This window comes from Arthrobacter sp. PL16 (assembly GCF_035985055.1).
GTDB classification, from domain to species: domain Bacteria; phylum Actinomycetota; class Actinomycetes; order Actinomycetales; family Micrococcaceae; genus Arthrobacter_D; species Arthrobacter_D cheniae.
Genome location: NZ_JAXCIC010000001.1, coordinates 737,336 through 762,548, shown reverse-complemented (window position 1 = coordinate 762,548; position 25,213 = coordinate 737,336). Strand labels below are relative to the sequence as shown.

At 64.4% G+C, this 25,213-nt stretch carries 21 protein-coding genes and 1 riboswitch; of the genes, 15 read left to right on the top strand and 6 right to left on the bottom strand.

Annotated elements, in window-relative coordinates; translation table 11 throughout:
- Positions 1-701 precede the first annotated feature (701 nt).
- Entirely contained in the window at positions 702-1,322 is a 621-nt protein-coding gene (locus RCH21_RS03475; RefSeq protein WP_442784652.1) for an IS110 family transposase, read from the bottom strand.
- Between the two features lie 352 nt (positions 1,323-1,674).
- On the bottom strand, positions 1,675-2,313 hold the full coding sequence (locus tag RCH21_RS03470; protein WP_326963190.1) for a hypothetical protein: 639 nt from the start codon (positions 2,311-2,313) through the stop codon (positions 1,675-1,677).
- Between the two features lie 588 nt (positions 2,314-2,901).
- On the opposite strand from RCH21_RS03470, the gene RCH21_RS03465 reads away from it, so the two are divergent.
- On the top strand, positions 2,902-3,096 hold the full coding sequence (locus RCH21_RS03465; RefSeq protein WP_326963189.1) for a glycerophosphodiester phosphodiesterase: 195 nt from the start codon (positions 2,902-2,904) through the stop codon (positions 3,094-3,096).
- A 207-nt stretch (positions 3,097-3,303) separates the two neighbouring features.
- Here the strand turns inward: RCH21_RS03465 and RCH21_RS03460 are convergent, their stop codons facing one another.
- The gene (locus RCH21_RS03460; protein ID WP_326963188.1) at positions 3,304-3,918 is read right to left on the bottom strand and encodes a TetR/AcrR family transcriptional regulator C-terminal domain-containing protein; all 615 of its coding nucleotides are present in this window, start codon (positions 3,916-3,918) and stop codon (positions 3,304-3,306) included.
- Between the two features lie 187 nt (positions 3,919-4,105).
- Here RCH21_RS03460 and RCH21_RS03455 point away from each other — a divergent pair, with 187 nt between their 5' ends.
- The 6 genes from RCH21_RS03455 (at position 4,106) to RCH21_RS03430 (ending at position 11,744) form a co-directional block, all read left to right on the top strand.
- Entirely contained in the window at positions 4,106-4,879 is a 774-nt protein-coding gene (locus RCH21_RS03455) for a DUF4386 domain-containing protein (RefSeq protein WP_326963187.1), read from the top strand.
- Positions 4,880-5,354: 475 nt separating this feature from the next.
- Entirely contained in the window at positions 5,355-6,989 is a 1,635-nt protein-coding gene (locus tag RCH21_RS03450; protein WP_326963186.1) for an alkaline phosphatase D family protein, read from the top strand.
- Positions 6,990-7,734: 745 nt separating this feature from the next.
- Entirely contained in the window at positions 7,735-8,028 is a 294-nt protein-coding gene (locus RCH21_RS03445; RefSeq protein WP_326963185.1) for a hypothetical protein, read from the top strand.
- A 112-nt stretch (positions 8,029-8,140) separates the two neighbouring features.
- On the top strand, positions 8,141-8,491 hold the full coding sequence (locus RCH21_RS03440) for a histone-like nucleoid-structuring protein Lsr2 (protein ID WP_120147644.1): 351 nt from the start codon (positions 8,141-8,143) through the stop codon (positions 8,489-8,491).
- 645 nt (positions 8,492-9,136) lie between these two features.
- Entirely contained in the window at positions 9,137-10,420 is a 1,284-nt protein-coding gene (locus RCH21_RS03435) for a cyclopropane-fatty-acyl-phospholipid synthase family protein (protein WP_326963184.1), read from the top strand.
- Positions 10,421-10,946: 526 nt separating this feature from the next.
- A complete protein-coding gene (locus RCH21_RS03430) occupies positions 10,947-11,744 on the top strand; it encodes a hypothetical protein (protein ID WP_326963183.1) in 798 nt (265 codons plus the stop codon).
- Between the two features lie 568 nt (positions 11,745-12,312).
- On the opposite strand, the gene RCH21_RS03425 is transcribed toward RCH21_RS03430, so the two are convergent.
- Complete coding sequence (locus tag RCH21_RS03425) at positions 12,313-13,596, bottom strand: hypothetical protein (RefSeq protein ID WP_326963182.1); 1,284 nt, start codon at positions 13,594-13,596, stop codon at positions 12,313-12,315.
- A gap of 527 nt (positions 13,597-14,123) precedes the next feature.
- A complete protein-coding gene (locus RCH21_RS03420) occupies positions 14,124-14,780 on the bottom strand; it encodes a maleylpyruvate isomerase N-terminal domain-containing protein (RefSeq protein ID WP_326963181.1) in 657 nt (218 codons plus the stop codon).
- A 144-nt stretch (positions 14,781-14,924) separates the two neighbouring features.
- On the opposite strand from RCH21_RS03420, the gene RCH21_RS03415 reads away from it, so the two are divergent.
- From RCH21_RS03415 to RCH21_RS03380, 8 genes are all read left to right on the top strand, one after another.
- On the top strand, positions 14,925-15,350 hold the full coding sequence (locus RCH21_RS03415) for a VOC family protein (protein ID WP_326963180.1): 426 nt from the start codon (positions 14,925-14,927) through the stop codon (positions 15,348-15,350).
- A 209-nt stretch (positions 15,351-15,559) separates the two neighbouring features.
- Positions 15,560-15,688, top strand: a riboswitch (SAM riboswitch).
- 140 nt (positions 15,689-15,828) lie between these two features.
- Complete coding sequence (locus tag RCH21_RS03410; protein ID WP_326963179.1) at positions 15,829-17,499, top strand: ABC transporter substrate-binding protein; 1,671 nt, start codon at positions 15,829-15,831, stop codon at positions 17,497-17,499.
- Positions 17,500-18,432 carry an ABC transporter permease gene (locus tag RCH21_RS03405; protein WP_326963178.1) on the top strand — a complete coding sequence of 311 codons (933 nt, stop codon included), beginning with the start codon at positions 17,500-17,502 and terminating at the stop codon, positions 18,430-18,432.
- Positions 18,429-19,349 carry an ABC transporter permease gene (locus tag RCH21_RS03400; RefSeq protein ID WP_326963177.1) on the top strand — a complete coding sequence of 307 codons (921 nt, stop codon included), beginning with the start codon at positions 18,429-18,431 and terminating at the stop codon, positions 19,347-19,349. Before RCH21_RS03405 ends, RCH21_RS03400 begins: the two co-directional genes overlap by 4 nt.
- Positions 19,346-21,085 carry an ABC transporter ATP-binding protein gene (locus tag RCH21_RS03395; RefSeq protein WP_326963176.1) on the top strand — a complete coding sequence of 580 codons (1,740 nt, stop codon included), beginning with the start codon at positions 19,346-19,348 and terminating at the stop codon, positions 21,083-21,085. Before RCH21_RS03400 ends, RCH21_RS03395 begins: the two co-directional genes overlap by 4 nt.
- Positions 21,082-22,539 (top strand): LLM class flavin-dependent oxidoreductase, encoded by a 1,458-nt coding sequence (locus tag RCH21_RS03390; protein WP_326963175.1) that lies wholly within the window; start codon positions 21,082-21,084, stop codon positions 22,537-22,539. Before RCH21_RS03395 ends, RCH21_RS03390 begins: the two co-directional genes overlap by 4 nt.
- Positions 22,540-22,547: 8 nt before the next feature.
- Complete coding sequence (locus tag RCH21_RS03385) at positions 22,548-23,861, top strand: acyl-CoA dehydrogenase family protein (protein WP_326963174.1); 1,314 nt, start codon at positions 22,548-22,550, stop codon at positions 23,859-23,861.
- A gap of 43 nt (positions 23,862-23,904) precedes the next feature.
- On the top strand, positions 23,905-24,477 hold the full coding sequence (locus RCH21_RS03380; protein WP_326963173.1) for an MOSC domain-containing protein: 573 nt from the start codon (positions 23,905-23,907) through the stop codon (positions 24,475-24,477).
- 27 nt (positions 24,478-24,504) lie between these two features.
- Here the strand turns inward: RCH21_RS03380 and RCH21_RS03375 are convergent, their stop codons facing one another.
- Positions 24,505-25,059 (bottom strand): cysteine hydrolase family protein, encoded by a 555-nt coding sequence (locus tag RCH21_RS03375; protein ID WP_326963172.1) that lies wholly within the window; start codon positions 25,057-25,059, stop codon positions 24,505-24,507.
- Between the last annotated feature and the right edge of the window lie 154 nt (positions 25,060-25,213).

The window sequence follows — 25,213 nt, the reverse complement described above, 5'->3', positions numbered from 1 at the left end:
GAAGGACGGGAAGTTCGTCGTGATACCTAGGAACAGGTCATCCAATCCAGTGGGCAGGCCGAAGCGCTGAGCACTGGGCCGGTCCCGGCAGGAAACATGGTCGAACCTGTGCAGGGCAGACGTCAGTTGAGGCAGATCCGGACACGCAGGCAACAAGCCCAAGCCTGTACCGAACAGAGCAGCCCCCGAGAGCTGCCGCGCGGCTGCAATGCCAGCGACCACACCGGCCTGATGAGGCCACACAGCGTTCAGGTAGCCACCTCCAAGCAGATGGATCGATGCTGCACGCGTCAGTGGCTCGAAGTCTGGTTCGGTTTCTGCTAGAACGAGTGACTCGACATGGGCCACACCCCGGCAGCGCCCTTAACCGAGCTCCCGTCGCAGGCCCGCCACAGGGCATCCGTTACCGAGAGCTGCGGATGCATACCCTGAAATAAGGTCCGGGCAGAGGCGGGGTGTGGGCAATCCAGAACTACCTCCGCGTTAGGACGGACGCGGGCGAGGAACCGCAGCCAACCGGCGACGATCGCCTCGTCCCCGAAATTCGGGTGTCCCGCCACGGAAACCAGATACACCAATTCACCCATGAATCGACGCTATTCCCACTAGATGACACCGAAACGGCACCCGGATGAACGTGATCCAAAACCGACAGGACCGTCCGGGTATCGAGCCATCGGACGCACAAGCGCCCTCAGTGCTCAGCCTGCGAGATGGTGACCGGCACGACGACGGCGCCGAGTTCTTCGAGTACCTGAACTGTAAAGTGAACCGCCCGTCAACAACATCAGAGCGGCTTTGAACCGGCTGCCATCAAAGGCATGCGTGAGGGCGGAGGGGTACGCCGACAGCTGGGCCGGCAACCGGTTGATGGTTCGCCCTCGATCCGCGGCCTTGTGTGCCCGACGGGAAATCAGGACCCGCGAATTCACACTCGCCTCATCCCCCACCCGCAACGGTTGTAGATCCCGGCGCATGCGTGCCTGGTTTGCGATCACCATCGCGTCCTTTGCGTCGGTCTTCCCATCGCCGCGGGGTGTCTGGGAAGCGTGCTGGACGGTACGACAGGGAATGTAAAGCAGGCGCTGTTCCTGAGCGACGAGCAGGGCAATCAGCGACACCGCTCTCCCGTGGTTCAGATCCACCGCCCAGACCACCTCCCCCGTGCCATCAGTAAGACCTGTGACGTCGGTGATGAGATTCAGCAGGGCGCTCTCATCGTTGGCGACCCTTTGTGAGTACAAGCGGGTACCGTCCGTATCGATCACCGCGCAATGGTGATGGGTTTTGCCAGCATCAATACCAGCCCACACCTGTGTCATCGCAATTTCCAATCATCTCGGCATCCAGTTACGCCCAGCAGATGTCCGCGCCGTCGTACCATTATCCAGCGATCCTCTATCGCACTCTCAATCAGTGATGGCGTCATCACGGGAACGGCGGGCGGCCAATCCTACGAGGCCGTCACGACAAGCGCCCGGCACAGCAGAAACAGCCATATCCACCACCCCTGGGTAGCCCAGAGACTACAACTGCCGGGAAACCACCCGCTTAACAACATGAGGACAGCAGCAAAAAACGTCGTAGCCAGATCAGATCGACTGCGACGAACGAGCAGCCACCCCCACAGTCTGGGGCGCAGCGCAGGACCGCTCAGACCTTTGGACGGTCCCTTCAGCGGCCGATGCCGGCGACCTTCGCGCTATGCGTTTCGGATACTCGTTCCGCGGTGGCCATGAGAGCCCAGATCAGGAGTAGAGGGAGTGATGCTGTGGTCACCTCCATCAGGAAAGCGTTGAGGTTCAGGTATCCAATCCCCGAGAGCAACAACGAGATGGATGCGGCCGCGGAGACGATCGTCAGCGTGAGCCGGCCGCGGAAGTGTCCACCGTGCACGAGAACAATGAGTCCGGCCAGAACGAGCATCTTGACGCCGTCGGCTCGACAAATGAGCTGCCAGACGACGGAAGCGAGTCTGATCTCTGGTCCGATGGTCAGAAAAATCTCCCCCGCGAGCTGAACAAGCGAGAGAATGGCAGCTACCGCCGCGAACGTGATCACGCCCCCTGATGTTGAGGTCGAGACCAGCGACCGTCCCAGCGCGACGAGTAGGACCGCAGCGATCCCGTGTACAAATATGGCGAAGATGAGGTGAGTCGGCGAATCACGGAACTCATCGGTTACTTCAGCAGAGTCAGCGTCAGGTGTAAGAGTCGGACCACCGACGACAAGTCCGATGACCCAGCACAACACGTAGCCGACAACGACCAACCATCGCATGCGAGTGGTCCAGGTACTTGTGCGGTCTGTCATGGGGACACCGTAAAGGTCCTGGATGAACGGCGAATGCCTGGCAATCCCGAGTAATAAGGAGGAACGCACCCCTTGATCAACCGTCACCACTCGTCCATGAGCGAGCAAAGGCAGGCGCTTCCTCATGGTCACCGCGTTCTGTGGTGGTTCAACCAGGACCGGACCGGTAGGAAGCTCGGGGTGCGGCGTGGGTGCCGGTCTGCAGTGCACTGTTCATTCGACGTCTCCGGTGTTTCCTGTTTACCAGCTTGTCGGTGAACTGATACTTATCTGCCGCCGGACGATCAACACCGGGTGGAACGGTGGTCGGGTGAGGATTGTAATTGTCGCCGAGACCTTCCTGCCTACTGTGAATGGGGTCACTCATTCGATTCAGAGAATGCTTGACCATTTCGTTGACCGCGGGGATGAGGTGCTGGTGATCGCGCCGTCCAGCGCAGACCCGGACGATTCCGGGCTTGACCCCAGTATTCGCGTCGTGCGGTTGACGTCGGTTCCATTGGCTGGGTACAGCAGCGTGCGGGTGGCCGTCGGCGGAGTCAGCAGGGGATTGGTGACGCCGGCTACCGGGCCTACGTCACCGCGGAAATGGTGACCGGTGCACACGACGCCGGAATGGAGGTCATTCCCTGGACCGTCGACGACCCGGCCACCATGCGCTTCCTCATGGACCTAGGCATCGACGGGCTCATCACGGATCGACCCGACCGGCTGCGCGAGGTCATGGAGGAACGTGGACTGAAACTGCCCAAGCAATTCTCCGCGCCCGGCAGCAAGGGCTAAGTCCCCGTCGCACTTGCTCATGGTCAGCATGGCCGAAGACCCTCGGGACGGCAATCGGCCAGCGTATCCGAGAGGCCCTGTTAGATCGCAGGGAGGCTACCAAACCACTCAACAGCCCTGGATAGGCAAGACATCGACGGGCCCAAGCTGGATCTTCAGCCCGGCTGGTCGCAACGACAGGACCTTGCTCGACGGCACCTGATCGAGTCAGACTGCGTGAAAAGCTTCTTCCAGGGCGTTCAGGATCAGGTCGAGGCCGTACTCGAATTCCTCGGCGTAGTCATATCCGGGCTTCAGGACATGGTCGGTGACGAACTCCGTCAGGTTCGGGTACTCGTTGGCCGGGAACGGCTCGAACATGTCCTGGGCCATCGCATCTATCTCGGCCGAGGTGTCGAATGGGACGCTCATTCTCGTCAGGGCGAAGCCGTAGATGTAGCCGTCGAGTACCGAGTAGGCGTGTGCCACCATCGCGACGTCAAAGCCTGCGGCCCGGAGCTTGCCGATCACCGCGTCATGATGCCGCAGGTTCGCCGGTCCGGGATGCCGCCGCGACTCCATGAGGCCGATCGCCCAACGGTGGCGTGCCAGGACGTCGCGCAGCGACAGTGCCCGGTCCCGCATCGCTGCTTTCCAAGGTGTGCTCCCGAGGGGAAGGGCGATTTCGCTGAAAACGACGTCGATCATCGCATCGATGAGGTCGTCCCTGTTCTGGACGTGGCGGTAGAGGGCCATCGGTGCGACCTCCAGCATTCCGGCGACCTTGCGCATAGTGAGCGACTCCAGTCCGCCGGCATCCGCATGGCAGATCGCAGCCCGCACTACCCGCTGCCTGCCAAGTGGTGGGCGCGGCTCTTCTGTCTCGCTAGCCTCTGAAGGCATCGCATTCCTCTCTCCAACAGGACACCCAGGCTATCGGAATCATCCTTCTGTGTACTTTGTACGCTATCAGATGTACGTTGTACGCACGACGTGGACGATCCGCGTTTCTTCACGAAAGGAAGCGGTCATGAAGGCTGCAGCGGGACTATTTTCGGAGGCACCGGAAGGGTTGCCACCGGCATCGCGCAAGCGCTTGGCGAGGATTGCGGGGGCGTTCTACCTTGCAGTAGGCCTCACGGGAGGCTTCTCCGAGGGATTTGTGGATCCCTCCATCTATGTTGCAGGTGACGCGGCGGCCACAGCCGGGAACGTGGTGGCCAATCCAGGGCTCATGCGGCTCGGTGTCGTCGCCCACCTCACGGATGTCGTCTTTTTGCTTCTCACCGCGGTGACGCTCTATCTGTTGCTCAAGCACGCTGGGAAGCACGCAGGCCGCCTGATGGTCCTGGCCGTGGTCGTCGCCGCCGGCATCATCTCGGTCAGTGCCGTCTTCACGTTTGTGGCAGTTCAGGTAGCCACGGATGGCTCCTACACGACCGCTTTCGGGTTATTGGGGTCAGAGGCGCTCGTGCTGCTCTTGCTGGAGATCCAGCACTACGCCGTCCTAGCCGCGCAGGTCTTCTTCGGACTATGGCTGGCACCTCTGGGGTATCTTGCGCTGAAGTCGAAGTTGTTTCCCACAGCGCTCGGCTTCGTCCTGATCGGAGCCACGGTCAGCTACCTGATCCATGTCGTCGTCGCGTTTCTGCTTCCTGAACACACGCAGATCCTCGTCTACCTGAACATCACGCCCATCATCGCCGAGATCTGGATGGTCCTATACCTGCTCATCGTCGGCGTACGCACCCCGCGCTCCACAGATCACACACCCGCTGCAGAGGCAGCACCGATCCCTGCCTGACAACACGCCACCGTGGCTGGGCATCAAGCCGAACCATCGCGGTGCCGACTAGCCAGACGGCACCACGACCCCCTCCGGGAACTACGTACCGGTCATCAACCGGACCTACGACCTGAAGGCAGCTCCCCCACCCCGCCAGGAAACACGCCGAACACCATGGGCTCGCAATGCCCGACACCATTCCTGCACTGAAGCGATGGGCGGATCACCTCGCTGTCCACCACTTCGGCAGCAGCCCTGCTATTGCGTAGCGCCCTTATAGGCGACACCAATGCACTCTACCGACCAGCCATGCCCTCCTACAGAGTGGCCTCTACCTGCATCCGGCGCGTGTGAGACAGCTGAGCGGGGAAGGCTCTTCACCACCTGCTAGGGACCCGCATCGGGGCCATAGATTTCTCTCCCGGCTGGAAGTTGGGCAGTCGTTCACTGTCTGGTCACGATGCATTGTTCCTCCGCGAGCACGCTGGACCTCATGAATTCGATCTCACGCCGCTCGGTCGTCAAAGGGACCGCCGCCGCTGTCGGCATTGCCGTCACTGGAACAGCTCCGGCCCACGCCGCAGTGCGGGCGTCCCCGATCCCCTTGGTGCACAAGCGCCTGTCCCTGCCCAGTGGCATCTCCACCGGGGACGTCACACCGAACTCCGCAATCCTCTGGTCCCGGGCTAGCGGGCCCGGTCAGTTGATCGCCAAGCTACGCGCCGTGGACGACGACGGCCGCCTGCTTCGCGGCTCGGGCAGCTTCGACCGCGTAATCAAGGGTGGGTGGGCAACACCCGAATCCGACTTCACCGCAAAGATCCAGGCGGGACAGCTACCTCCGGGTACCCGCTTCGATCTGACCCTTCACTTCGAAGACAATGACGGAAACCACAGTGAAGCCGGGGAGGGGACGTTCAGTACGGCACCCGGCAGTGGACGTGGCGGTACCGGCACGGGACCTGCTCGTGCCGCCCGCCGTCGAAACCAAAGCTTCGTCTGGACCGGAGATACAGCCGGCCAGGGGTGGGGCATCAATGAGGAAATCGGCGGCATGCGCGGCTATGCAGCGATGCACGCCACCCATCCTGATTTTTTCATCCACTCCGGCGACACCATCTACGCGGATGGGCCCATCGCGGAAACCGTCACGGAACAGGATGGCCAGATCTGGCGCAACCTCGTCACGGACGGCGTCCACAAAGTCGCCGAGACTCTGGACGAGTTCCGTGGACGCCACCGATACAACTTGCTGGATGCCAACATCCGCGCCATGTACGCCGACGTGCCCGTGATCGCCCAGTGGGACGACCATGAAACCCACAACAACTGGTATCCCGGCGAGATCATCGACGACCCCCGCTACACAGTCCGCGACGTCGACGTGCTTGCCGCACGCGGCAGACGAGCCTGGCAGGAGTACATGCCCATCGCAGACGCGCGCGCGATGCGCCCGGGCACCGGATTCGAGGCCACCCGTATCTACCGCAAGACCGCACGCGGCCCACAACTGGACGTCTTCTCGCTGGATATGCGCAGCTTCAAGAGCCCCAATACCGCCGGCCTCGAGCCGCAGGAAACACCGTTGCTCGGCGAGGACCAGGTGCAGTGGCTCATCCGCGAAGTGTCCCGTTCCACAGCAACCTGGAAGGTCATCGCCGCCGACCTACCCATCGGCATCATCGTGCCGGACGGGCAGGCGCAGGAATCAATGGCCAACCGCGACGACGGCGAACCATTGGGCCGCGAACTCGAACTGGCCCGCATCCTGAAAGCATTCAAGGACAACAACGTCAGCAACGTCGTCTTCGTCACCGCGGACGTGCACTACTGCGCAGCGCACCACTACTCCCCGGACCGGGCAGCCTTCAAAGACTTCAATCCCTTCTGGGAATTCGTTGCCGGACCCATCTCCGCCGGATCCTTCGGCCCCAGCCCGATGGACCTCACCTTCGGACCCCGAGTGGACTTCGCCAAGTCCGGCACCTTCGCGAATCAATCCCCCCGCACCGGAGACAACCAGTTCTTCGGCCACATGGACATCGATGAGGACGGCGCACTCAGTGCGAGCCTCCGCGACGCCAACGGCGCAGTGCTCTACACCCAAAATCTAGCCCCTGAGCACTAGGACGTGCCCTCAGACTCAAATACCCAGTGCCCGACGCACCGCTGGGGTGTTTCGTCGGGATACCGGAATCATGGTGTTGTCGGGGTCGTCCATGGGCGGATACAGTCTCGCCATCCTGCCCTGACCCTCAACACCAGCCGCTGAGGCTACCGATTCCCGTTACGCGCGGGCGACTTCCCACATAATCGAACCTGTGTTCTATTTTAAACCCTGCACGAGGAACGGCAGACGAACCAGGACGGCGGACGATGACAGCACAACCAGTAGGCGCACCACGACAAGGACACACGAACGAGGAGCCTGCGTGGCATGTGCTGGACGAGCCCGCGTTTGTCCGTTTCCTACCCTCCGGGACACCCCTGGCGCTGCGCTGGCGGGGCAGTATCTGGCAGGTCATCAGCGAACCCGTGTCCTGGTCGAGTTCGAGTTCCTGGTGGGAACCAGGAACCACTCCCCTGAACTCTTCCCTTGGCTCGTCTCTTGGCTCTCCTGTGGGCGGGCAGGGCAGCCTGGTCACGACCCGTTTCTGGCGGTTCCAGGCCCAGACCGGCCGGCGTCCCCTGTGCTGGAGTTTGATATGAGCACCGACCCCAGGTGGAAGGATTGGCGGCTGCGCCGCGTCGCCGGCGTCGACGGGTTCTAAAGCCGGGCGGCAGGCAAGACACGTGCCGGGTCGTGGGTGGCTCAAAAAGACACGGCAAGCACTACGCGAAGCTGATGAACGAGCAAGCAAGAGGAGTTCGTGATGCGCGAGGAGCTGATCATGCTCACCGCGGCCGAACTCGCCGTCGGAAAATGCCATCCCACGAGCTTCCCGGAACCGAGACGGGTGTACGCGTGGATCCGTTTCCTCTCCAAAGCCATCCGCATCCAGTCCCACTCCATCGCCTACACGAGGACAGCAGTCAAAATCCGATTCCTCGAACCACTCATCAAGGTTCAGCGCGAGGGCTGGGTATGGCTGAACTTCGTCGCCCCCGTTCCACACGATCCGACAAATTCGGTAGATCCGGAAGATCCGGATTCTGAAAAGCAGTAAGGGTGGATCGGGCCACTTGAGGATTGGCGCAGGCGCAGCCCAACATTTGTTCGCGCTAGAGTCCTTGAAGGGGGATCATTTATTCATAGCGGACACTTCAGGAGTGAGAACAATGGCACAGCGTGTACAGGTCGAAATGGTCGACGATCTCAACGGCGAGACAGCAGAGGAAACCGTGCGATTCGCAGTCGACGGCACCGACTACGAAATCGACCTCACCACCGAAAACGCGGAAAAGCTGCGCTCAGCCCTCTCCAAGTATGTGGAAAAGGGCCGGAAGTCGACGCGCGGCAAGCGGGGCCAGGGCGGCCGCCAGCCCTCACCAGAAACTTCCTCAACAAGCCAATCCAAGCGCGAGGAAACCCAGCAGATTCGCCAGTGGGCCAAGGACAACGGATACAATCCCAACTCCAGAGGACGTATCACGAAGTCGATCGTCGACGCCTACAACGAAGCCCACTAGTGGGATGAAGAATCCCGTGTCGTAGCTGATGCCTGATGGGCGAAAGCCGAGCGCCATGCCGGTAACAGCACGGGTCATGCTTGCAGCATCTGGACAGATAATCGATTGGCTGGGGCGAACAGTGGGTTTCCATTACTGCCAACAGGACAAGATGCAACGAGCCCTCGCACTGCCCCTTACCGATGTCGTTCTCCTGACAGTCCTTACAGCATGCAACCCTCTATCGGGTAATGGAGGTGTTGAGCTTCAACTCCCCCGAAACACTCGGCACCGGGGCCTGGAAGAACGGGGAGATACTCCGAATGGACTGCTCGAGAGCCACCATGCCACCCGGTAGTAGGCGCGTAGGTACTCGGTGCAGCGCACCCGTCAATCAGGACCTCATGCGAAGTCGACTGCTTCCCGGTCCTGCAGCGTCCGTCCGCCTCAGGTCCCCACAGCAGGACGACTCTGCTGTGCCTCAGCAGATGGCAGCGGATCCTGCGGCGTCAGGGAGCCAGGTGGCATCACGACGGTTGATGTGACGCGTGCCTTTGGCAGCCCTCAGGTGCTGCTGCCAGCTTGCGGCATCGGACACGGCGACAGCGGAGCTGGTCGCCTGGCGTTCTCTGGTTCCTACGAAGAAGTCGTAGTAGACAGGGAGGCATGGGCAAGAAAAAGGGAGTAGCACCGCGCTTGGCCGACGCCTTGGAGCTCGTCCTGGGCACCAAGGAGCTGCCGATGAGGCTGCGAGCATGGGACGGATCAGAAGCAGGACCCGCCCGTGCCCCTGTGATCGAGTTCCGTTCCCGGCGGGGATTACGGCACATGCTGTGGTCGCCGGATCAGCTCGGGTTGAGCCGCGCATATGTCGCCGGTGATATCGATGCACCCGGCGACCTGTTCGAGAGCTTCTCGGCGCTCAGCTCCGTGGGCAAGTTCGCCGAACTGAAGGCTTTCCGCCCTCCCACCTTCGGCGAGCGCATGACACTGCTCAACGCAGCCGTCCGGGTTGGTGCGCTAGGACTTCCGCCCGCGCCGCCGCCGGAGGAGATGAACGTGACCCGATCGGGACGGAAGCATTCCAGGAAGCGGGACGCCGCCGCGATCTCCCATCACTACGACGTCGGCAACGAGTTCTATGCGCTTGTGCTCGGTCGGTCAATGGTTTACTCCTGCGCGGTCTGGGAACAGGAGAACATCGGCTTGGACGCAGCCCAGGAGGCGAAGCTCGACCTGGTGTGCCGCAAACTCGGCCTTCGGCCGGGCATGCGGGTGCTTGACGTGGGCTGCGGCTGGGGCAGCTTCGCGCTGCACGCAGCGCAGATCTACGGCGTCGACGTCGTTGGTGTCACGCTCTCGAAGGAGCAGGCAGCCCTTGGACAGGAGCGCGTGGGTGCCGCCGGCCTAGCCAACCAAATCGAGATCCGGGTTCAGGACTACCGCGATGTCCACGACCGTCCGTTCGATGCGATCAGCTCGATCGGCATGGCCGAACACGTTGGCGGAGACCACATCGGATCCTACGCGTCCCATCTGTACGGCTTGCTACGTCCCGGTGGGCGCCTGCTCAACCACGCGATCTCCTGGAATGCAGGTGAGATGCCACCGGATCCAGACTCCTTCATCCCCCGCTACGTCTTCCCCGACGGGGAGATGCTCAGCCTCACCGTCACGCTCGGGGCGCTCGAATCGGCGGGGTTGGAAGTGCTCGACGTCGAGGCGCTCCGCCGGCACTACGCGCTGACGCTCCGGGCCTGGGTGCGCAACCTCGAGGAGAACTGGGACGAGGCGGTACGTCTGACGAGCGAGGGACGGGCCCGGGTGTGGCGGTTGTACATGGCGTCGAGTGCCCTCGGCTTCGAGCGGGGGCTGAACGGCGTCAATCAGGTGCTGGTGCAGCGTCCGGGAGGAGAGGATCCGCCGTTGCGACGCGGGGAGTGGGTGTGAAACGGCCTCGCTAGAGAGAAATCATGTCCGAACGGACGGTTCCACCTCCCGGGGCGTCGTCATCGACGTCATCGGGTGATGCGCGGATTCCCACGCGCCGATCCGATCATCGAAATCATGATCTCATCTGCCATTACCGTCCTGCTCCGGGGAACCGGTACGGGGCATCGGTCGACGGATCATGGACGGCATCGAACCGCGCCCCGCTGACCGGGGAGGTAGCGAGAGCTCTGCGCCGGCCTGTCCTAACAAACAGGGCCTGGCAGAACCTCTCGCAACCGTCGATGGTGCACTCCAACGCGCACAATCAGTCAAGACTGACGCAGGGCGCCGCCCGCTCTCCTGTGCGATCGCCGGCGAGCCCGGAATGACGGAAGCCTGTCGAGTGCATCTGACGAACGACCGGTTGATGCCCTGACCTTCTCGGCGTGTTGTTCCGGAAGCAGACGTACCGTTGGGCATGGGTCGATTCGGGATGAAGACAGCATGCACATTCCTGGCACTCCTAGGGCTGACAGTCGCAGGAATGGCTCCGGTGGCGGCTGCCCCGGCATCGGGAACCACAGATCTGGTGGGCAATGACGTGTCCTGGCCCCAGTGTGGCAAGACACTTCCCAGCTCGACAGCATTCGCGATCGTAGGGGTGAACGGCGGACTGGCCAACAACACCAACCCCTGCCTCTCGGCGCAACTCGCCTGGGCCGAGGGTGCTACAGAGACTTCCGGGGTAACTGCGCAGCCCAAGGTTGCCTTGTATGTGAACACTGCCAACCCCGGACATGCCGGCTCATGGTGGCCGTCGTCCAACATCAATGACGACGGCAAGGTGATTACCAATCCCTATGGAGCATGCGCGCCAGCAAAAGTAGGCCAGCCGGCTCCGGTCAACCGCGCCTGCTCCTACATGTACGGCTATGTGAGGGCCTATCAGGACGCTACTTCACGAGGCGTGGCGAATCCCGGCTCGTATTTCTGGTGGCTGGATGTGGAGACGGGCAATAGCTGGCAGACCGGCACGAGCAGCAACCCGAATCTCGACGGCCCAAGCCTGAACCGGGCGAACCTTGGAGGAATGGTCGCCTACTTCAAGAGCATCACGGACTCCCGTGTCGGAATCTACTCCACGGGCTATCAGTGGGGAACCATCGCTGGGACCGTCCCGTCCAGCAGCTCCCTCATGGGACTGCCGAGCTGGCTTGCAGGTTCCAGGACCTTGCGGGGAGCGAAGTCGAGTTGCTCCTTGCCTGGTCTCACACCCGGCAGCCGGGTATCAGTGACGCAGTACGTGTCCGCCGGACTCGATTACAACTACTCCTGCCCCTAGCTACAAATCGCCCGTGAGGCGGTCGCCGACGGGAGCAACACCCGGAGCGTCGGCCCAGGTACTTCACTTCCCTTGCTGACCGGCGCCATTCCTTACCTCATCAGGGAAGATGCCCGGCTAGCCCACACTCGGACAAGACACACCCGCTCCCGCGCCACTACTGCTCCTTCTATGACGTGCTACCCGTCTCCTCGGCGGCAGTTTTGAAACACGACTGAGAGCTTGGTTGCAAGACAGTTTTCAGGTTGACGCATAGGAGTGACGTGAGGTGCGGTCAGCGAGATTCGAGCGACGGATCACCACCCCGTAGCTACGCTGCAGCTCTTCCGCGGCGCTGGGGTTGTCGGTCGCCACTACCTTCCAGTCCGGCTCAACAAGGTGTTCGGCAATAGCTCGACCAATCTCGTCCTGGATCCAGGACTCGACCTCTGGTCTGCCCCGCTGGTCGCGCCACGAACTGTCGGTCTTCGTAGAATCAGGTCCAATGTCCTATTCGGCGTCGACTGTGTCAGCGAAGGACTGCTTCCGCTCCGTTCGAGGGCACGTGTCGCACCACCCGGCGGCAGGACTAGTTGAGATTCATGCGGGCGTGCCAGTACTGAGAGTTGACCCTCGAAGCCGTCAGCACCACCAGACCAGTCTCACCGTTGACGCTCTGTTTCGTTGATGTTGGGTCGTTGATGTCCCTGTCGGTACTGCTGCTGATGATGGTCGTGCCGGCGCCGCGTGGGAAGGAGATGTTGTCGAGCGGCGCCTTCTTGTAAACCACGGTGCCGCCCGCCTCCGGCGCGACCGCGAACACCCAGACCTGACGGCGCTCCTCGTCGATCATGACCATGGGGCGCGTGTGCGCGTCCGAGACAACGCCGAAAGGCGCGCTGGTCCACTTGGCCGCACTATCCCGCACCAGGAGCGCCACAAACGTTTGACCGGGTTGCTGAGCGGCTGTCTTGATCGCTACGAAGAGGCGGCCGCTGCCGTCGCTCGTCAATTCCTTGAGGTTGATATGGTCGTTCGCGCATCCCCCGGAGCAGTTCGTTCCGCCTCCGTAGGCGACCTCTGTCTGCCACGAGTTGTCTGGCTGACCGTCCTGGTGGATGGACAGGTAGAACCTCTTCTGTCCCGGCCGCTGATTGCTCCACATGACTGCAACCTTGTCGCCCTGGAAGGATGTGATTGCAGAAATATCGTCGTGGTGCACCAGGGCGTTGGGAGTCGGTAGGACGAGCGGAGTACTCCACGCCGTGTCGCTCGTCGTCGAGTGGTTGACGTAGATGCGGTTGGTGTTGTCGGCCGAGACAACGGAGTAGGTGACCCACAGCATACCGACGGAGTCTTTGGCCACGGTGATCGATTCCGTGCTACCACTGCGAATGGTGACGGGGAATCCGGCGTCTTGGGAATAGGTCTTCGTCAACGCGTTGTAGCTGAAGCGGTGAAGCTCTGCGGACCCGGACGTCACCGCCTGCTGGGATGGTGGCATACCCCACTCCGAGACCACAGTCGTGCCCGACACGACGTAGAGCTTGCCGTCCCTCACGTCCCAGAGCGCGTCACCGCGCGCACTCTGCCGCGTATCGACAACCGTCTCCGTCTCCTGCCACACCTCCGTTGCGGCGTCGAGCCGGTGGATTTTCGTCGCACCTGCGGACGCGCTCCACATCAACCCCCACCAATTCCCATCCTGGAACCAGAGCTTGCTCTGGGTCTTGTCCGCAGTCGGGGTTCTGACGCCGACACCTGCGTATGAAGGGCCAGGCTCCCCCACATCGGCCGCCTGGGCGGGTAGGGGTAGCGCGACAGCGACGGCCGCCGCAAGTAAAAGAGCGATGAAAAGGCGTAGCAGACGCATGAGGGTGCCCTCGCAGTAATGTCAGCGGATGTCCTTGTCGCAGAGCGTATGTTTCGCCCCAGAGGGTGTCACCAGTAACGTGTACTCCCTTTTCTCCGCAGAATACTCACGCTGCATCCGCTGGATACTCGGGGTGCGCCCGCTGGCTGTACACCGGAAAATTCCGGACCATGTCCATCCCAGAAACGCGCCTCACCGTGAATAGTCGGCACGCTGGGGAATTTCGAGTCAAGAACGGACCGGTGGAATCAAAAGTCCCCTCGAGTACGCCGAGGAGGGGCGACGCCGTAGTGGTGCGGCGGTGAACAACTTGGGCCACTCACTGATCGACGTGCTCACTACGGTGAAACTGCTGCCAAAACGCGGCGTCCATGTCCGAGCCATTTCTCGAGGAGCCATAAGGAATTTTCAATGACGCACAATGATCACGGCGAGAATTCCAGACTTGGGCCTCCACCTCCCAGGTGCAACTGACTGCGCAGATGTGATCGAATCTGAATCATCGCCGGACGATGACTGGATGAACGTCAGAAGGCGCGGACAGCTTCCGGGTGGCGTTCCCTTCGCACGAGACCGTGAATCACGGCCAGCGCTCCATGCCGGCGCATGGCGACTTGGATCAGGACGACCGCAGCCTCTTCGCAGGCGTCCTGCGCAAGATCCTGCCTGTTCTCCTCGCCAACGCTCACGGCAAGATCGTCGAGGTGCACCACCAGTTCCACCAGTCGTGTCCTCAGATACTCCTCGACCGTGAGCACAACACCCTGCAGGACTTCGACCCGACGATCCATGGTCGATCCATCGAGGTGTTCCTGGAGTCGTCGTCGCGCACGCCCGACGTCCTGTGCAAGAGCCGCAGCCCCCACGGCGGAGGCATCATGTGAGCGGGCACGAACCCCGCGATGGAAATCGCTGTCGACCGGATCATGGTCACCCAGCACTGCGATGAGGTATCCCGCCGCGTCGGTTGCCTCGACAGTTCCAGACGGCGCCGGGGCATCGACGTACTGCTCAACCGTGAGGACAGCCCTCGCCAGGTGTCCGGCCAAGCCCGCAACGGTGTACCCCTCGAGAGCACTCTGATCTTCCCAATGCTCCGCCACAGCTGTGCTGTCGAGTACGGATTCGACTCGTTCGGCCGCCTCCAGGAACGCAGACAGTATCGCGCTGGATACACTCCTCATGAAACCTCCGATCCGGCTACGCGAGCAATTCGATCCCATCACTCCGCAGGAACCCATGTGCCTTCCGTGGGTTACTGTCCCCCTGTTGAGCGAGCGTGGCAAGACGCTTCGAATCGTTCAGCGGCACGCGGCTATGCTCTCGCCATGGACCAGCAGCTGCACTTCATCACCGTTGCCACGCGTGACCTCGACGCGGCGCGGTCGTTCTACCGCAAGCTGGGTTGGTCGCCGGTCCTTGACGTACCGGACGAGATCATCTTCTACCAGGTAGCACCTGGACTGCTGCTGGGGCTGTTCCTCGCCGAGAAGTTCGCCGAGGACGTGGGACGTGATGAAGCGCCCGATCCAGCGGGAGTGACGCTGTCCCACAACGTCGGCAGCCCTGGCGACGTACAGAAGGTGGTCGCGGCGATGGCCGATGCCGGCGCAACGGTGCTGAAGGAGCCTCGAAAGGGTGCCTTCGGAGGTATCTTCCACGCCCTCGTGCGCGACCCCAACGACGTCGTCTGGGAGATCGCCCACAACCCCTGCTGGCGCATCGACGACAACGGGGCCGTCGTTCTCGGTTGACGCTCGGCATACGTGCGAGGGAGCAGCCGGAGAAGAGGTCACCTCACGGCGAACGACTTTCCGGAACGGGACCTGAAGTGACTCCCCCGCCAGAATTCCCGCAGGTTATTCATCTGGTCGCCCCTGTTCGTTCCGACGTATATCTCAATAATCGTCATATTTCTTTTTATTGACCGGACAACTCCCTGTTCTGCCTATAGTTGGTCCAGCTTCAAGAGATGCGGTCGCAAAGCTCCGACTGGACCGCACACCAACCCCATGTTCCTGGGTGGTTCGGATGACGAAGCGGCCTCCGCCATGGCACGCAAGTGCCGGTCCGGTGCGGGCAAGAGCACGTCGAAAGGCAGACACCGTGAGCTGTACCGCCCACCGCACCATCCCTTAGCAGTCCTACGCGCCATGCGCCCACCCTGCTGATTCTTTTCCACTTCTCCGTATTCCGCCCTGCGCGGCGCCGGACCGCTGTAAGGAATTCCCCTTGAATGAATCCGTAATTCCCCCTGCCCGGAATTCCAGGCAATTCCGGTATTTCCGGAATCTCACCGCGGTATCCGCGGTTGCCCTGGCCGCGCTCCTCAGTTCATGTGCGGGGCCGGCGAGCTCCACCTCCGAAGCAACCGGTGAACCCGTGAGCGGCGGCATCCTGGACGTATCGATCTCGGCGGAACCGGGCTGCCTCGACGGCCACGGCATCTCGGCTACCCAGCAGCAGTTCCTGGGGCGCCTGGTCTACGACAACGTGGTGACGCTGGACGAGAACGGGGACATCGCGCCGTACCTCGCGGAATCCTGGGACATCTCGGAAGACGGCAAGACCTACACCTTCCACCTCAAGCAGGGCGTGACCTTCAGCGACGGATCTCCCTGGAATGCCGAGGTCCTGGGTCAGAACCTCGAGCACATGCGGGATCCGGCGACGAAATCGCCGCTCGCCGCCGCATACATAGCCCCCTACGTGGACGGCAAGGTCATCGACGAATTCACCTTCGAGGCCTACCTCGACTACCCGTACACCCCCTTCCTCTACGCCCTCGCGCAGTCGTGGCTCGGCATGAACTCGGGCAAGGCCATCGCGGAGTCTCCCGAGACGCTGTGCCAGAAGCCGATCGGGACGGGCCCGTTCACCGTCGCGGACTACCAGCCGGGCCAGAGCATCAGCTACTCGAAGCGTGAAGGGTACGACTGGGCGCCGGAGTGGCTCGAGGGCGACGGCGAGGCGTACCTCGACGGCGTCGAGGTCACACTCGTCAGCGAGCCGGTCATCCGGCACCAGTCCCTGGTGTCAGGGCAGTACGACCTCACGGAGAACCTCGCGCCGCAGAACGCCGCAGCGGTGCAGGCCGACCCGGACTTCACCTATGAGAACCTCCCACGGACCGGCAGCCCCTACGTCCTGAGCTTCAACCTCAACCGCGCCCCCTTCGACGACCTGGCGGTCCGGCAGGCGTTCGCAGCCGCCGTCGACACCGAGGCCGTCACCGAAAGCCTCGGCTTCGGAACCTATACGCCGATCGACAGTTTCCTCTCCAGGGAGAGCAAATACTACGACCCGACCGTCGAGGGCGTGCTGACCCACGATCCGGAGCGGGCGAACAAGCTCCTCGACGACGCCGGCTGGTCGGCCAGGGACGACGAGGGCTTCCGCACCAAGGACGGCAAGCGACTCACCATCGAAGTGCCGACGGTCGAGAGTTCGACGCCGAGTCCCCTGCTGGTCCAACTCCAGGGCGAGGCCCGGAAGGTCGGCTTCGATCTCCAGATCATCCAACTCCCCCAGGCGCAACTCACCGAGCTGCGGTATGCCGGTGACTTCGACGCGCTCGCCGGCGTCTGGCACACCAACACCACCGACGTCCTGTTCATCAGGTACCACTCCTCGGAGATCACCGGTGAGCGGATCGGCCAGAACTCGTCCTACGTCAACGACCCGGCCCTGGACGACCTGCTGCTGACAGCCCGCGAGTCCGACGACGGGCCCGAGGCGGAAGAGGCGTACTCGAAGGCCCAGCACCGGCTGCTCGAGATCGTGCCCGGCCTGCCGCTCTACGAAAACCCGAGCCAGTTCGCCTACGCGAACACCGTGCAGGACGTCGACGTCGACACGTCCCACCCGGTGCCCGTCCTGACCTACGCGTGGAAGGCGGAGTAGGTGGCCGTCCTCCGACGCATCCTCACGCGCCTGCTGGTCGGTCTCGGCGTCCTCTGGGGCGCGGCCTCGCTGACCTTCCTCGCGGTCTACCTGATCCCAGGGGACACGGCCCTCCTGATCCTCGGCGGACCCGACGCGAGGCCTACCGCCGAGACCCTGGCGCAGGTCCGAGCCGACTACCTCCTCGACCAGCCGTTCATCGTGCAGTACGGCAGCTATCTCGGGAACCTGCTGCAAGGGGACCTCGGACAGTCGTACCGCCTACGCCTGCCCGTGACGGAAGCCATCGGTCAGCAGATCGGCGCCACGGCGGCGCTCTCGGCCGCCGCCGTCGCACTCGCCCTGCCCCTGACCTTCGCGGTGGCGATCCTCTCAGCACAGCGGGCCTCCTGGATCAGGTCCATCGTCTCCGGGATCGAGGTGGTCTTCGCCGCTACGCCGACCTTCATCATCGGCTTCGCACTGCTGATCGTGTTCTCCTTCACGCTGCACTGGTTCCCCATCGGCGGCAACCAGGGGCCGGTGGCACTCGTCCTGCCTGCTCTCACCCTTGCCCTGGCCATCTTCGGAACGCTTTCCCAGGTCCTGCGGAACGAGCTCGAGGACGTCCTCGAGCAGCCTTTCATCCTGACGGCGCGCTCCCGAGGCATGCGGAACCTCCCGGTCCGGATTCGGCACGCCCTCCGGCACGCCGCGATCCCTGTGATGACCATGTCCGGCTTCGTCGTCGCCGCGCTGCTGGGGGGCTCCGTCATCGTGGAGACCCTCTTCAGCAGGCAGGGCATCGGAGCCCTCACGCTCGCGTCGGTCTACAACAAGGACCTGCCCGTCATCATCGGGATCGTGCTCCTCTCGGCGGCCGTCTACGTCGTCGTCAACCTCGTGATCGACCTCCTCTACACGCTCATCGACCCGAAAGTGGTGACAGCATGAGCCTCACCGCGCGTACCCTGCCGCCCGCGGCAGCACCCCCTGCTCCGACCGCGCCTCCGGCTCCGGCCACACCTGACCCGAACCCGGCGCACCGCGGCCGCACACGACGATGGCGTGTCCGCCCCGGCATCCTCCTGGCCTCCGCCTTCCTCCTCTGGCTCGCAACCGCGGTCCTCGCCCCGGGTCTCCTCGCCTCCGGTGATCCCTACGCCGTCGACCCGGCGGGAAGCTTCCAGGCACCGGGCTCGGGGGCGTGGTTCGGTACTGACGATTCCGGCGCCGACAACTACACGCGCATCGTCCATGGCGCCGCGACCTCGCTGTACATCGGCATCGGGGCGACGGCGATCGGCGTCGTCGGGGGAACCGCCATCGGGCTCCTGGCCGGGCTGAACGGCCGCCTCGTGGAGGCCTCGGTGATGCGCTTCCTCGACGTCACCCTCGCCATCCCGGAGATCCTCCTGGCGCTCGTGGTCATCGGCATCATCGGCGGAGGCACAGAGAACGCGATCCTCGCGATCGGTGCCGGCAGCATCGCCTACTACGCCCGGATCACGCGAGCGCAGACACATCTGGTGCGCAGGTCCGGTTATGTCGAGGCAGCGCGGACGCTGGGGCTGCCCGCGTGGCGTGTGCTCCTGACCCATACCGTGCCGAACGTGATCAAGCCCGTCCTGGTGCTGGCCACCATCGGCGTCGGCTCGGCCATCGGAGCAGGCGCATCTCTCAGCTTCCTCGGACTCGGCACTCCTCCCCCGGCCCCCGAATGGGGCGCGATGCTCTCATCAGGTCGCAACTTCATCTCGAACGCACCCTGGATGATTACCTTCCCCGCGGCGTTCCTCGTCGCCACAGTCCTGTCCATCACCGTCATCGGCCGCGAACTCCGTCGCCGCGCCGAAGGAAGGCTCCCATGAGCTCCACCCTCAGCCCCGTCGCACCGCCGCCCCTCGTCGAGCTACGGAACCTCACCGTCGAGTTCGGACGTGGCATCAACCGCCGGGAGGTCGTCCGGGGTGTCAGCCTGACCGTCCGGCAGGGCGAGTGCCTCGCGCTCGTCGGCGAATCAGGTTCCGGCAAGTCGGTGACTGCCCGGACCCTGGTCGGGTTGACGGGGTCCGGCGCCACGGTCCATGCCGACACCCAGCGCTTCAACGGCGTGAATGCCCTCAACTGGACGGAACGCCAGTGGTCACGCGTTCGGGGCAGGGATGCAGGCTTCATCCTGCAGGATGCCCTTTCGTCCCTCGATTCACTGCGGACCGTCGGAAACGAGGTCGGCGAAGTGCTTCGCCTCCACGGGGACCTCGACCGCGCCGGCCGCCACGCGCGCGTCGTCGAACTCCTCGCGTCCGTCGGCGTCCCGGAGCCCGAGGTACGTGCCCGCCAGTATCCGCACCAGCTGTCCGGCGGCCTGCGCCAGCGGGCACTGATCGCCTCGGCCATCGCGGCGGACCCCGGCCTCCTCATCGCCGACGAGCCGACCACGGCGCTGGACGCCACCATTGCGGCACAGGTCCTCCGCCTGCTCGGCGGACTCAAGGGGACGCGCACCGGAATGCTCGTGGTCAGCCATGACCTCGCCGTCGTCGCCGACCTCGCGGACCGTGTCGCCGTGATGCGCGACGGCGAGATCGTCGAGGAGGGCAGCGTCCAGGCCATCCTGCAGGACCCGCGCCACCCCTACACGCAGGGACTGCTGGCGGCCATCCCCTCGAGGTCCTCGCGAGGGCACCGCCTGACGGACCGCTCGCGCCCTGTGGCGCCCGGCGGTCCCTCCCTCCCCCGGCTTACTCCAGCCCCGTCGCCGTCGGAGGGCATCCGCAGCCCGGCCCCGGTCAGTCTCCCCGCGGCCCAGGGAACGCCGATCCTCGCAGTACAGGGGATCAAGCGCAGCTACCCGGGACCGGGCGGCGGAACCCGCACAGCGGTGGACGATGTGTCCTTTACGCTCGGGACCGGCACCACGCTCGGGATCGTGGGCGAATCCGGCTCGGGCAAGACCACCGTGGCGAGGATCGTCCTCGGCGTCGAGCAGGCGGATAACGGATCCGTCCGGCTCCACGGCCGCACCTGGGAGGAACACCGGGCCGCGAGGGACGCCTCCGCGCGCCGCTCGGTGCAGATGATCTACCAGGACCCCCTCCACTCCTTCGACCCCCGCAGGACCGTTCGCCAGGTCATCGGTCAGGCGGTCGCCGCGGCCGGAACGCCCCGCCGAGCGAGGGCCGATCGCGTCCTCGAGCTGCTCGACCTCGTTGGACTCGCATCGGACAAGGCACGCAGCCGGCCGCTCGACCTCTCGGGCGGGCAGCGACAGCGGGTGGCCATCGCCCGCGCGTTGGCGGCCGAGCCGGAGGTCATCATCTGCGATGAGCCGGTTTCCGCCCTCGACGTCACCGTCCAGGCACGCATCCTCGACCTCCTCACCGAACTGCAGGAGCGCTTCGGCCTCAGCTATCTCTTCATCTCCCATGATCTCGGCGTGATCCAGCATGTGAGCAAGGACGTCCTGGTCCTCAGGGACGGAGTGGTCCTGGAACACGGCCCGGTCGACGACGTCTTCGACAACCCGCGCCACGACTACACGCGCCGGCTCATCAACGCCATTCCCGCGCTTCCCGCCCTCCGAAAGGACACGATCCCCTCATGACACGCCAGGTTGCCTTCAACCTCTTCGAAATGAACTGCGTGGGCCACATCTCCCATGGTCTCTGGGTGCATCCGGAGAACAACCGCCACCGCTTCAACGACCTCGACTTCTGGGTCGAGACCGCGAAGCTGCTCGAGGCCGGACTTTTCGACAGCGTGTTCCTCGCCGACGTGATCGGCACCTATGACGGCTACCGGGGTGGCCCGGACACAGCACTCAGGGAGGCCGTGCAGATCCCGAGCAATGATCCGCTGCTGATCATCCCGGCGATGGCCGCGGTGACCAAGCATCTCGGTTTCGCGGCGACCTTCTCCACCACGTACGAGCCGCCGTTCGCCTTCGCCCGCCGGGCCTCGACCCTCGACCATCTGACCAAGGGCCGCTTCGGCTGGAACATCGTCACGTCCTACCTGCCCAACGCCGCCCGCAACTTCGGCCTGCCCGACGAGGTGGAGCACGATCAGCGCTACGCCATCGCTGACGAGTACCTCGAGGTCCTGTACAAGCTGTGGGAGGGCTCCTGGGACGACGACGCCGTCATCGAGGACCGCGACCGGCGCATCTACACGGACCCGTCCAAGGTCCGCTACATCAATCATCGCGGGCCGCACTTCTCCGTCGCCGGTCCGCACCTCAGCGCGCCCTCCCTCCAGCGCACCCCTGTCCTGTTCCAGGCCGGCAGTTCGACGGCGGGGAAGGCGTTCGCTGCCCGACACGCCGAGGGAGTTTTCGTCGGCGGACGCGATGCCGCCGCCTACCGTGAGAACGTGCAGGACCTCCGTCGGCTCGCCGTCGCCAACGGACGGGGCGCCGACCACATCAAGGCGTTCGCGAGCGCCGTCGTGATCGTCGGCAGGACATACAAGGAGGCGCAGCGGAAGGCGGACGAGTACCGCCGGCTGTCCAGTGCCGAGGGCTACCTGGCCCACGCGGGAGGAGGCGGCATCGACCTCGCGGCCTACCGCCCCGACGAGGTGATCGATGACATCCTCGCCCGCGAGGACCGTCCCGGCCGGGACAGGCAGCCGAGCACCAGGCGCCACCCGGCGGGCACCACCGTGGGTGAGGCCCTCGAGCGGATCACCCGCTTCGACCGCGGGCCCTTCGTGGCCATCGGCACTGCCACCGAGGTAGCGGACGAGATCGAGCGGTGGGTCGAGGGGACGGACCTCGACGGCTTCAACCTGCGGCAGTTCCTCACGCCCGGCACTGCGGAGGACTTCATCGAACTCGTCGTACCCGAGCTGCAGAAACGAGGACTGTACCGAAGGTCCTACGAGGAATCGACCCTTCGGGAGCGCCTCTTCGGCCCGGGGAACACCAGGCTGTTCGACCAGCACCCCGGGGCCCGCTACCGGAACGGTGCCAACCTCGGCAGCGGTGCCGCACTGCTGAGCGAGCCCGCAGGTGACGGCACGCACTCCACCGCAACCGCTGCCCCGTCCTACGCCTAGGAGCCCCCTTGTCCCTCACGACCACCCAGCAGCCACGGAGCGGCGACCCCGAGACCTCGGCGCGCCCCGTCCCGACGGCAACCCTCCTGCAGCGATTCCGCCCGCTCTTCGCCCTGATCGCAGAAGGGGCAGCACGGCGGGAGCAAGACCGCACGCTACCGTTCGACGAGGTCGCCGCACTCAAGGAGGCGGGCTTCGGAGCGCTGCGCGTCCCGGTCGAGTACGGCGGAGCGGGTGCAACGCTCCGTCAGCTCTTCACGGTCCTCACCGAGCTCGGAGCTGCCGACTCGAATCTCACGCAACTCTGGCGCGGCCACTTCGCCTACGTCGAGGGAACGCTGCTCCAGCCACAGTCGGCGCACCGGGACCGGTGGCTCTTCGACATCGCGGCGGGTGCCATGATCGGCAACGCCTCCAGCGAGCTCGCGGGCGCCTCCCTGCACGATATCCGCACCGTCCTGACAGCCTCCGATCGTCCGGACGGACCGTTGACGCTCTCGGGAACGAAGTACTACAGCACCGGCAGTCTCTACGCGGACTGGATAGCCGGCAGCGCCCTGTACGACGGCGAGCGCGTCGGGTACGCGGTGCGCGCGACAGCCCCCGGGGTCGAGCGGATCGATGACTGGGACGGCTTCGGGCAACGTCTCACGGGCAGCGGCACCACCCATTTCGAGGGCGTTCGGGTGGACCCACGCAATGTGCGGCCCTACTCCCCTGATGCACCGAGCCATGTGCACGCCTTCTTCCAGCTGGTGCTCGTCGCAGCGCTCGCAGGGATAACGCGGGCCGCCGCGGAGGACGCAGCGGCGTTCGTCCGGCCGCGCACCCGGTCCTACGTCAACGCGACGACGCCCCTCCCGCGTGAGGACCCGCAGGTGCTCGAGGTCCTGGGTGAGCTGACGGGACGGGCGTTCGCGGTAGGAGCAGCCGTGCTCGCCGCGGCAGATGCCCTCGACCATGCCTTCACCCGGCTGCGGCCGGAGGTACTCGCCCACGGGGAGCACCAAGGCCAGGAAGCCGTCCTCGGAGCGGACGGTGGACCCGAGGACCGTGAAGATGCTGGTGAGGATGGTGGCCGTGCCGCGGTGGATGCCGCCGACATCGCCGTGAGCCAGGCGCAGCTGGTCGCCGTCGAGCAGTCCCTGCGTGCCACCGCGGACCTGTTCGAGGTGGGCGGCGCGTCGGCGACGTCTACCGGCAGGGCCCTGGACCGGCACTGGCGTAACGCGCGGACCATCTCCTCGCACAATCCCGCCATGTACAAGGCACGCTCGCTCGGTTACTGGGCGGTGCATGGTGTGCGGGAGCCCCTACCCTGAGTTCGGCGGGCCCGTCCTCCGCTGATCCCGGTAGCGTGAGGGAATGGTCCGTGAATACCGGTACGACGTCGAGATCCTCCACCTGCTCGTCTCGGGTGGCCATGCCTACTTCGGGCGGGCGCGTGACGGCGCAGCAGACGTGCCGACCTCAGATGCCGACAGCGCCGAGATCGTTGCCGGGAAGGGAATCGTCGGCGACCGCTTCTTCGGCAAGGCAGCGCACATGGACGCGGCCGTGACCCTCATGACCGTCGAGTCCCTCGAGGCCATCGCCGTCGAACTGGACGTGGCTCCCTTCGATCCGCTCCTGCCCCGCCGCAACATCATCCTGCGGGGCGCCGAGCTCACGCCTCTCATCGGGGAGGATTTCGTCCTCGAGACCGCGGGCGGAAGCGTCACGTTCCATGGAGGCCGGCACGCCCACCCCTGCGCGTGGATGGACCGCGTCCTGGCATCCGGTGCGCACAGGGCGATGCGGGGCCGGGGCGGGCTACGGTGCCGCCCGCTCACAACGGGAACCGTGCATCGTGGGCCGGCAGTCCTCGTCAGTCCAGTAGAGCTTGATCCGGGCAGGGCGCACCTCGCCTCGGTGCTACGCCCCTCCCGGCTCCCCTGAGGTAACGCGTGGTGCGGACGCGGACGGTCAGCCGATGAAGGTGACGTCCGTCGTGGCGCAGACGGCAGCAGTCCGCCCTGGCGCCGACTGGTACTGCCAGTACATGTTGGTGTGCCCGATGACCTTGTCCGGGGTCGGTGCGCCCCATGCGCTCAGGTCCTCGGTGGTGTGGGCGTCGCCGACCAGGGTGACGTCATAACCCCTGACGAAGGCTCCGTGGATGGTGGATCGGATGCAGGCGTCCGACTGCGCTCCGGACACCACGAGCCTGCCGACGCCCGCCGCGGCCAGCACGTCCTCGAGATCCGTCTCCTCGAACGAGTCGCCATAGCTCTTGTGCACGAGCGCTTCGTCGTCGAGCCGCTGCAGTTCGGGCACGACCTGCCACGGCTCCGTTCCCCGTGCCAGCCCAGCATCCGAATGCTGCACCCACACGACGGGCACGTCCTCGGCCCGGGCCTTGTCGAGGAGCGCGTTGATGTTGGTGACCACGGTGTCCCGGTCGTAGGCATCGGCGACGACGCCGTTCTGTACGTCGATGACCATCAGCGCAGTGTTGGGGCGACGGCTGAGCGTTGTCATGGCTGCTCCTCGGAAGGTACGGACAGGCCGCCGTCGTACGTCCGGACTGGGGGCTGAGGATTCGGTGGCGACCGGCACAACAGTACGACGCCGCCCGGCCGGGGACCAGGATCATGCGGACAGGTCGGGTCCGCAACAGCAGGGTGCCGTTGCG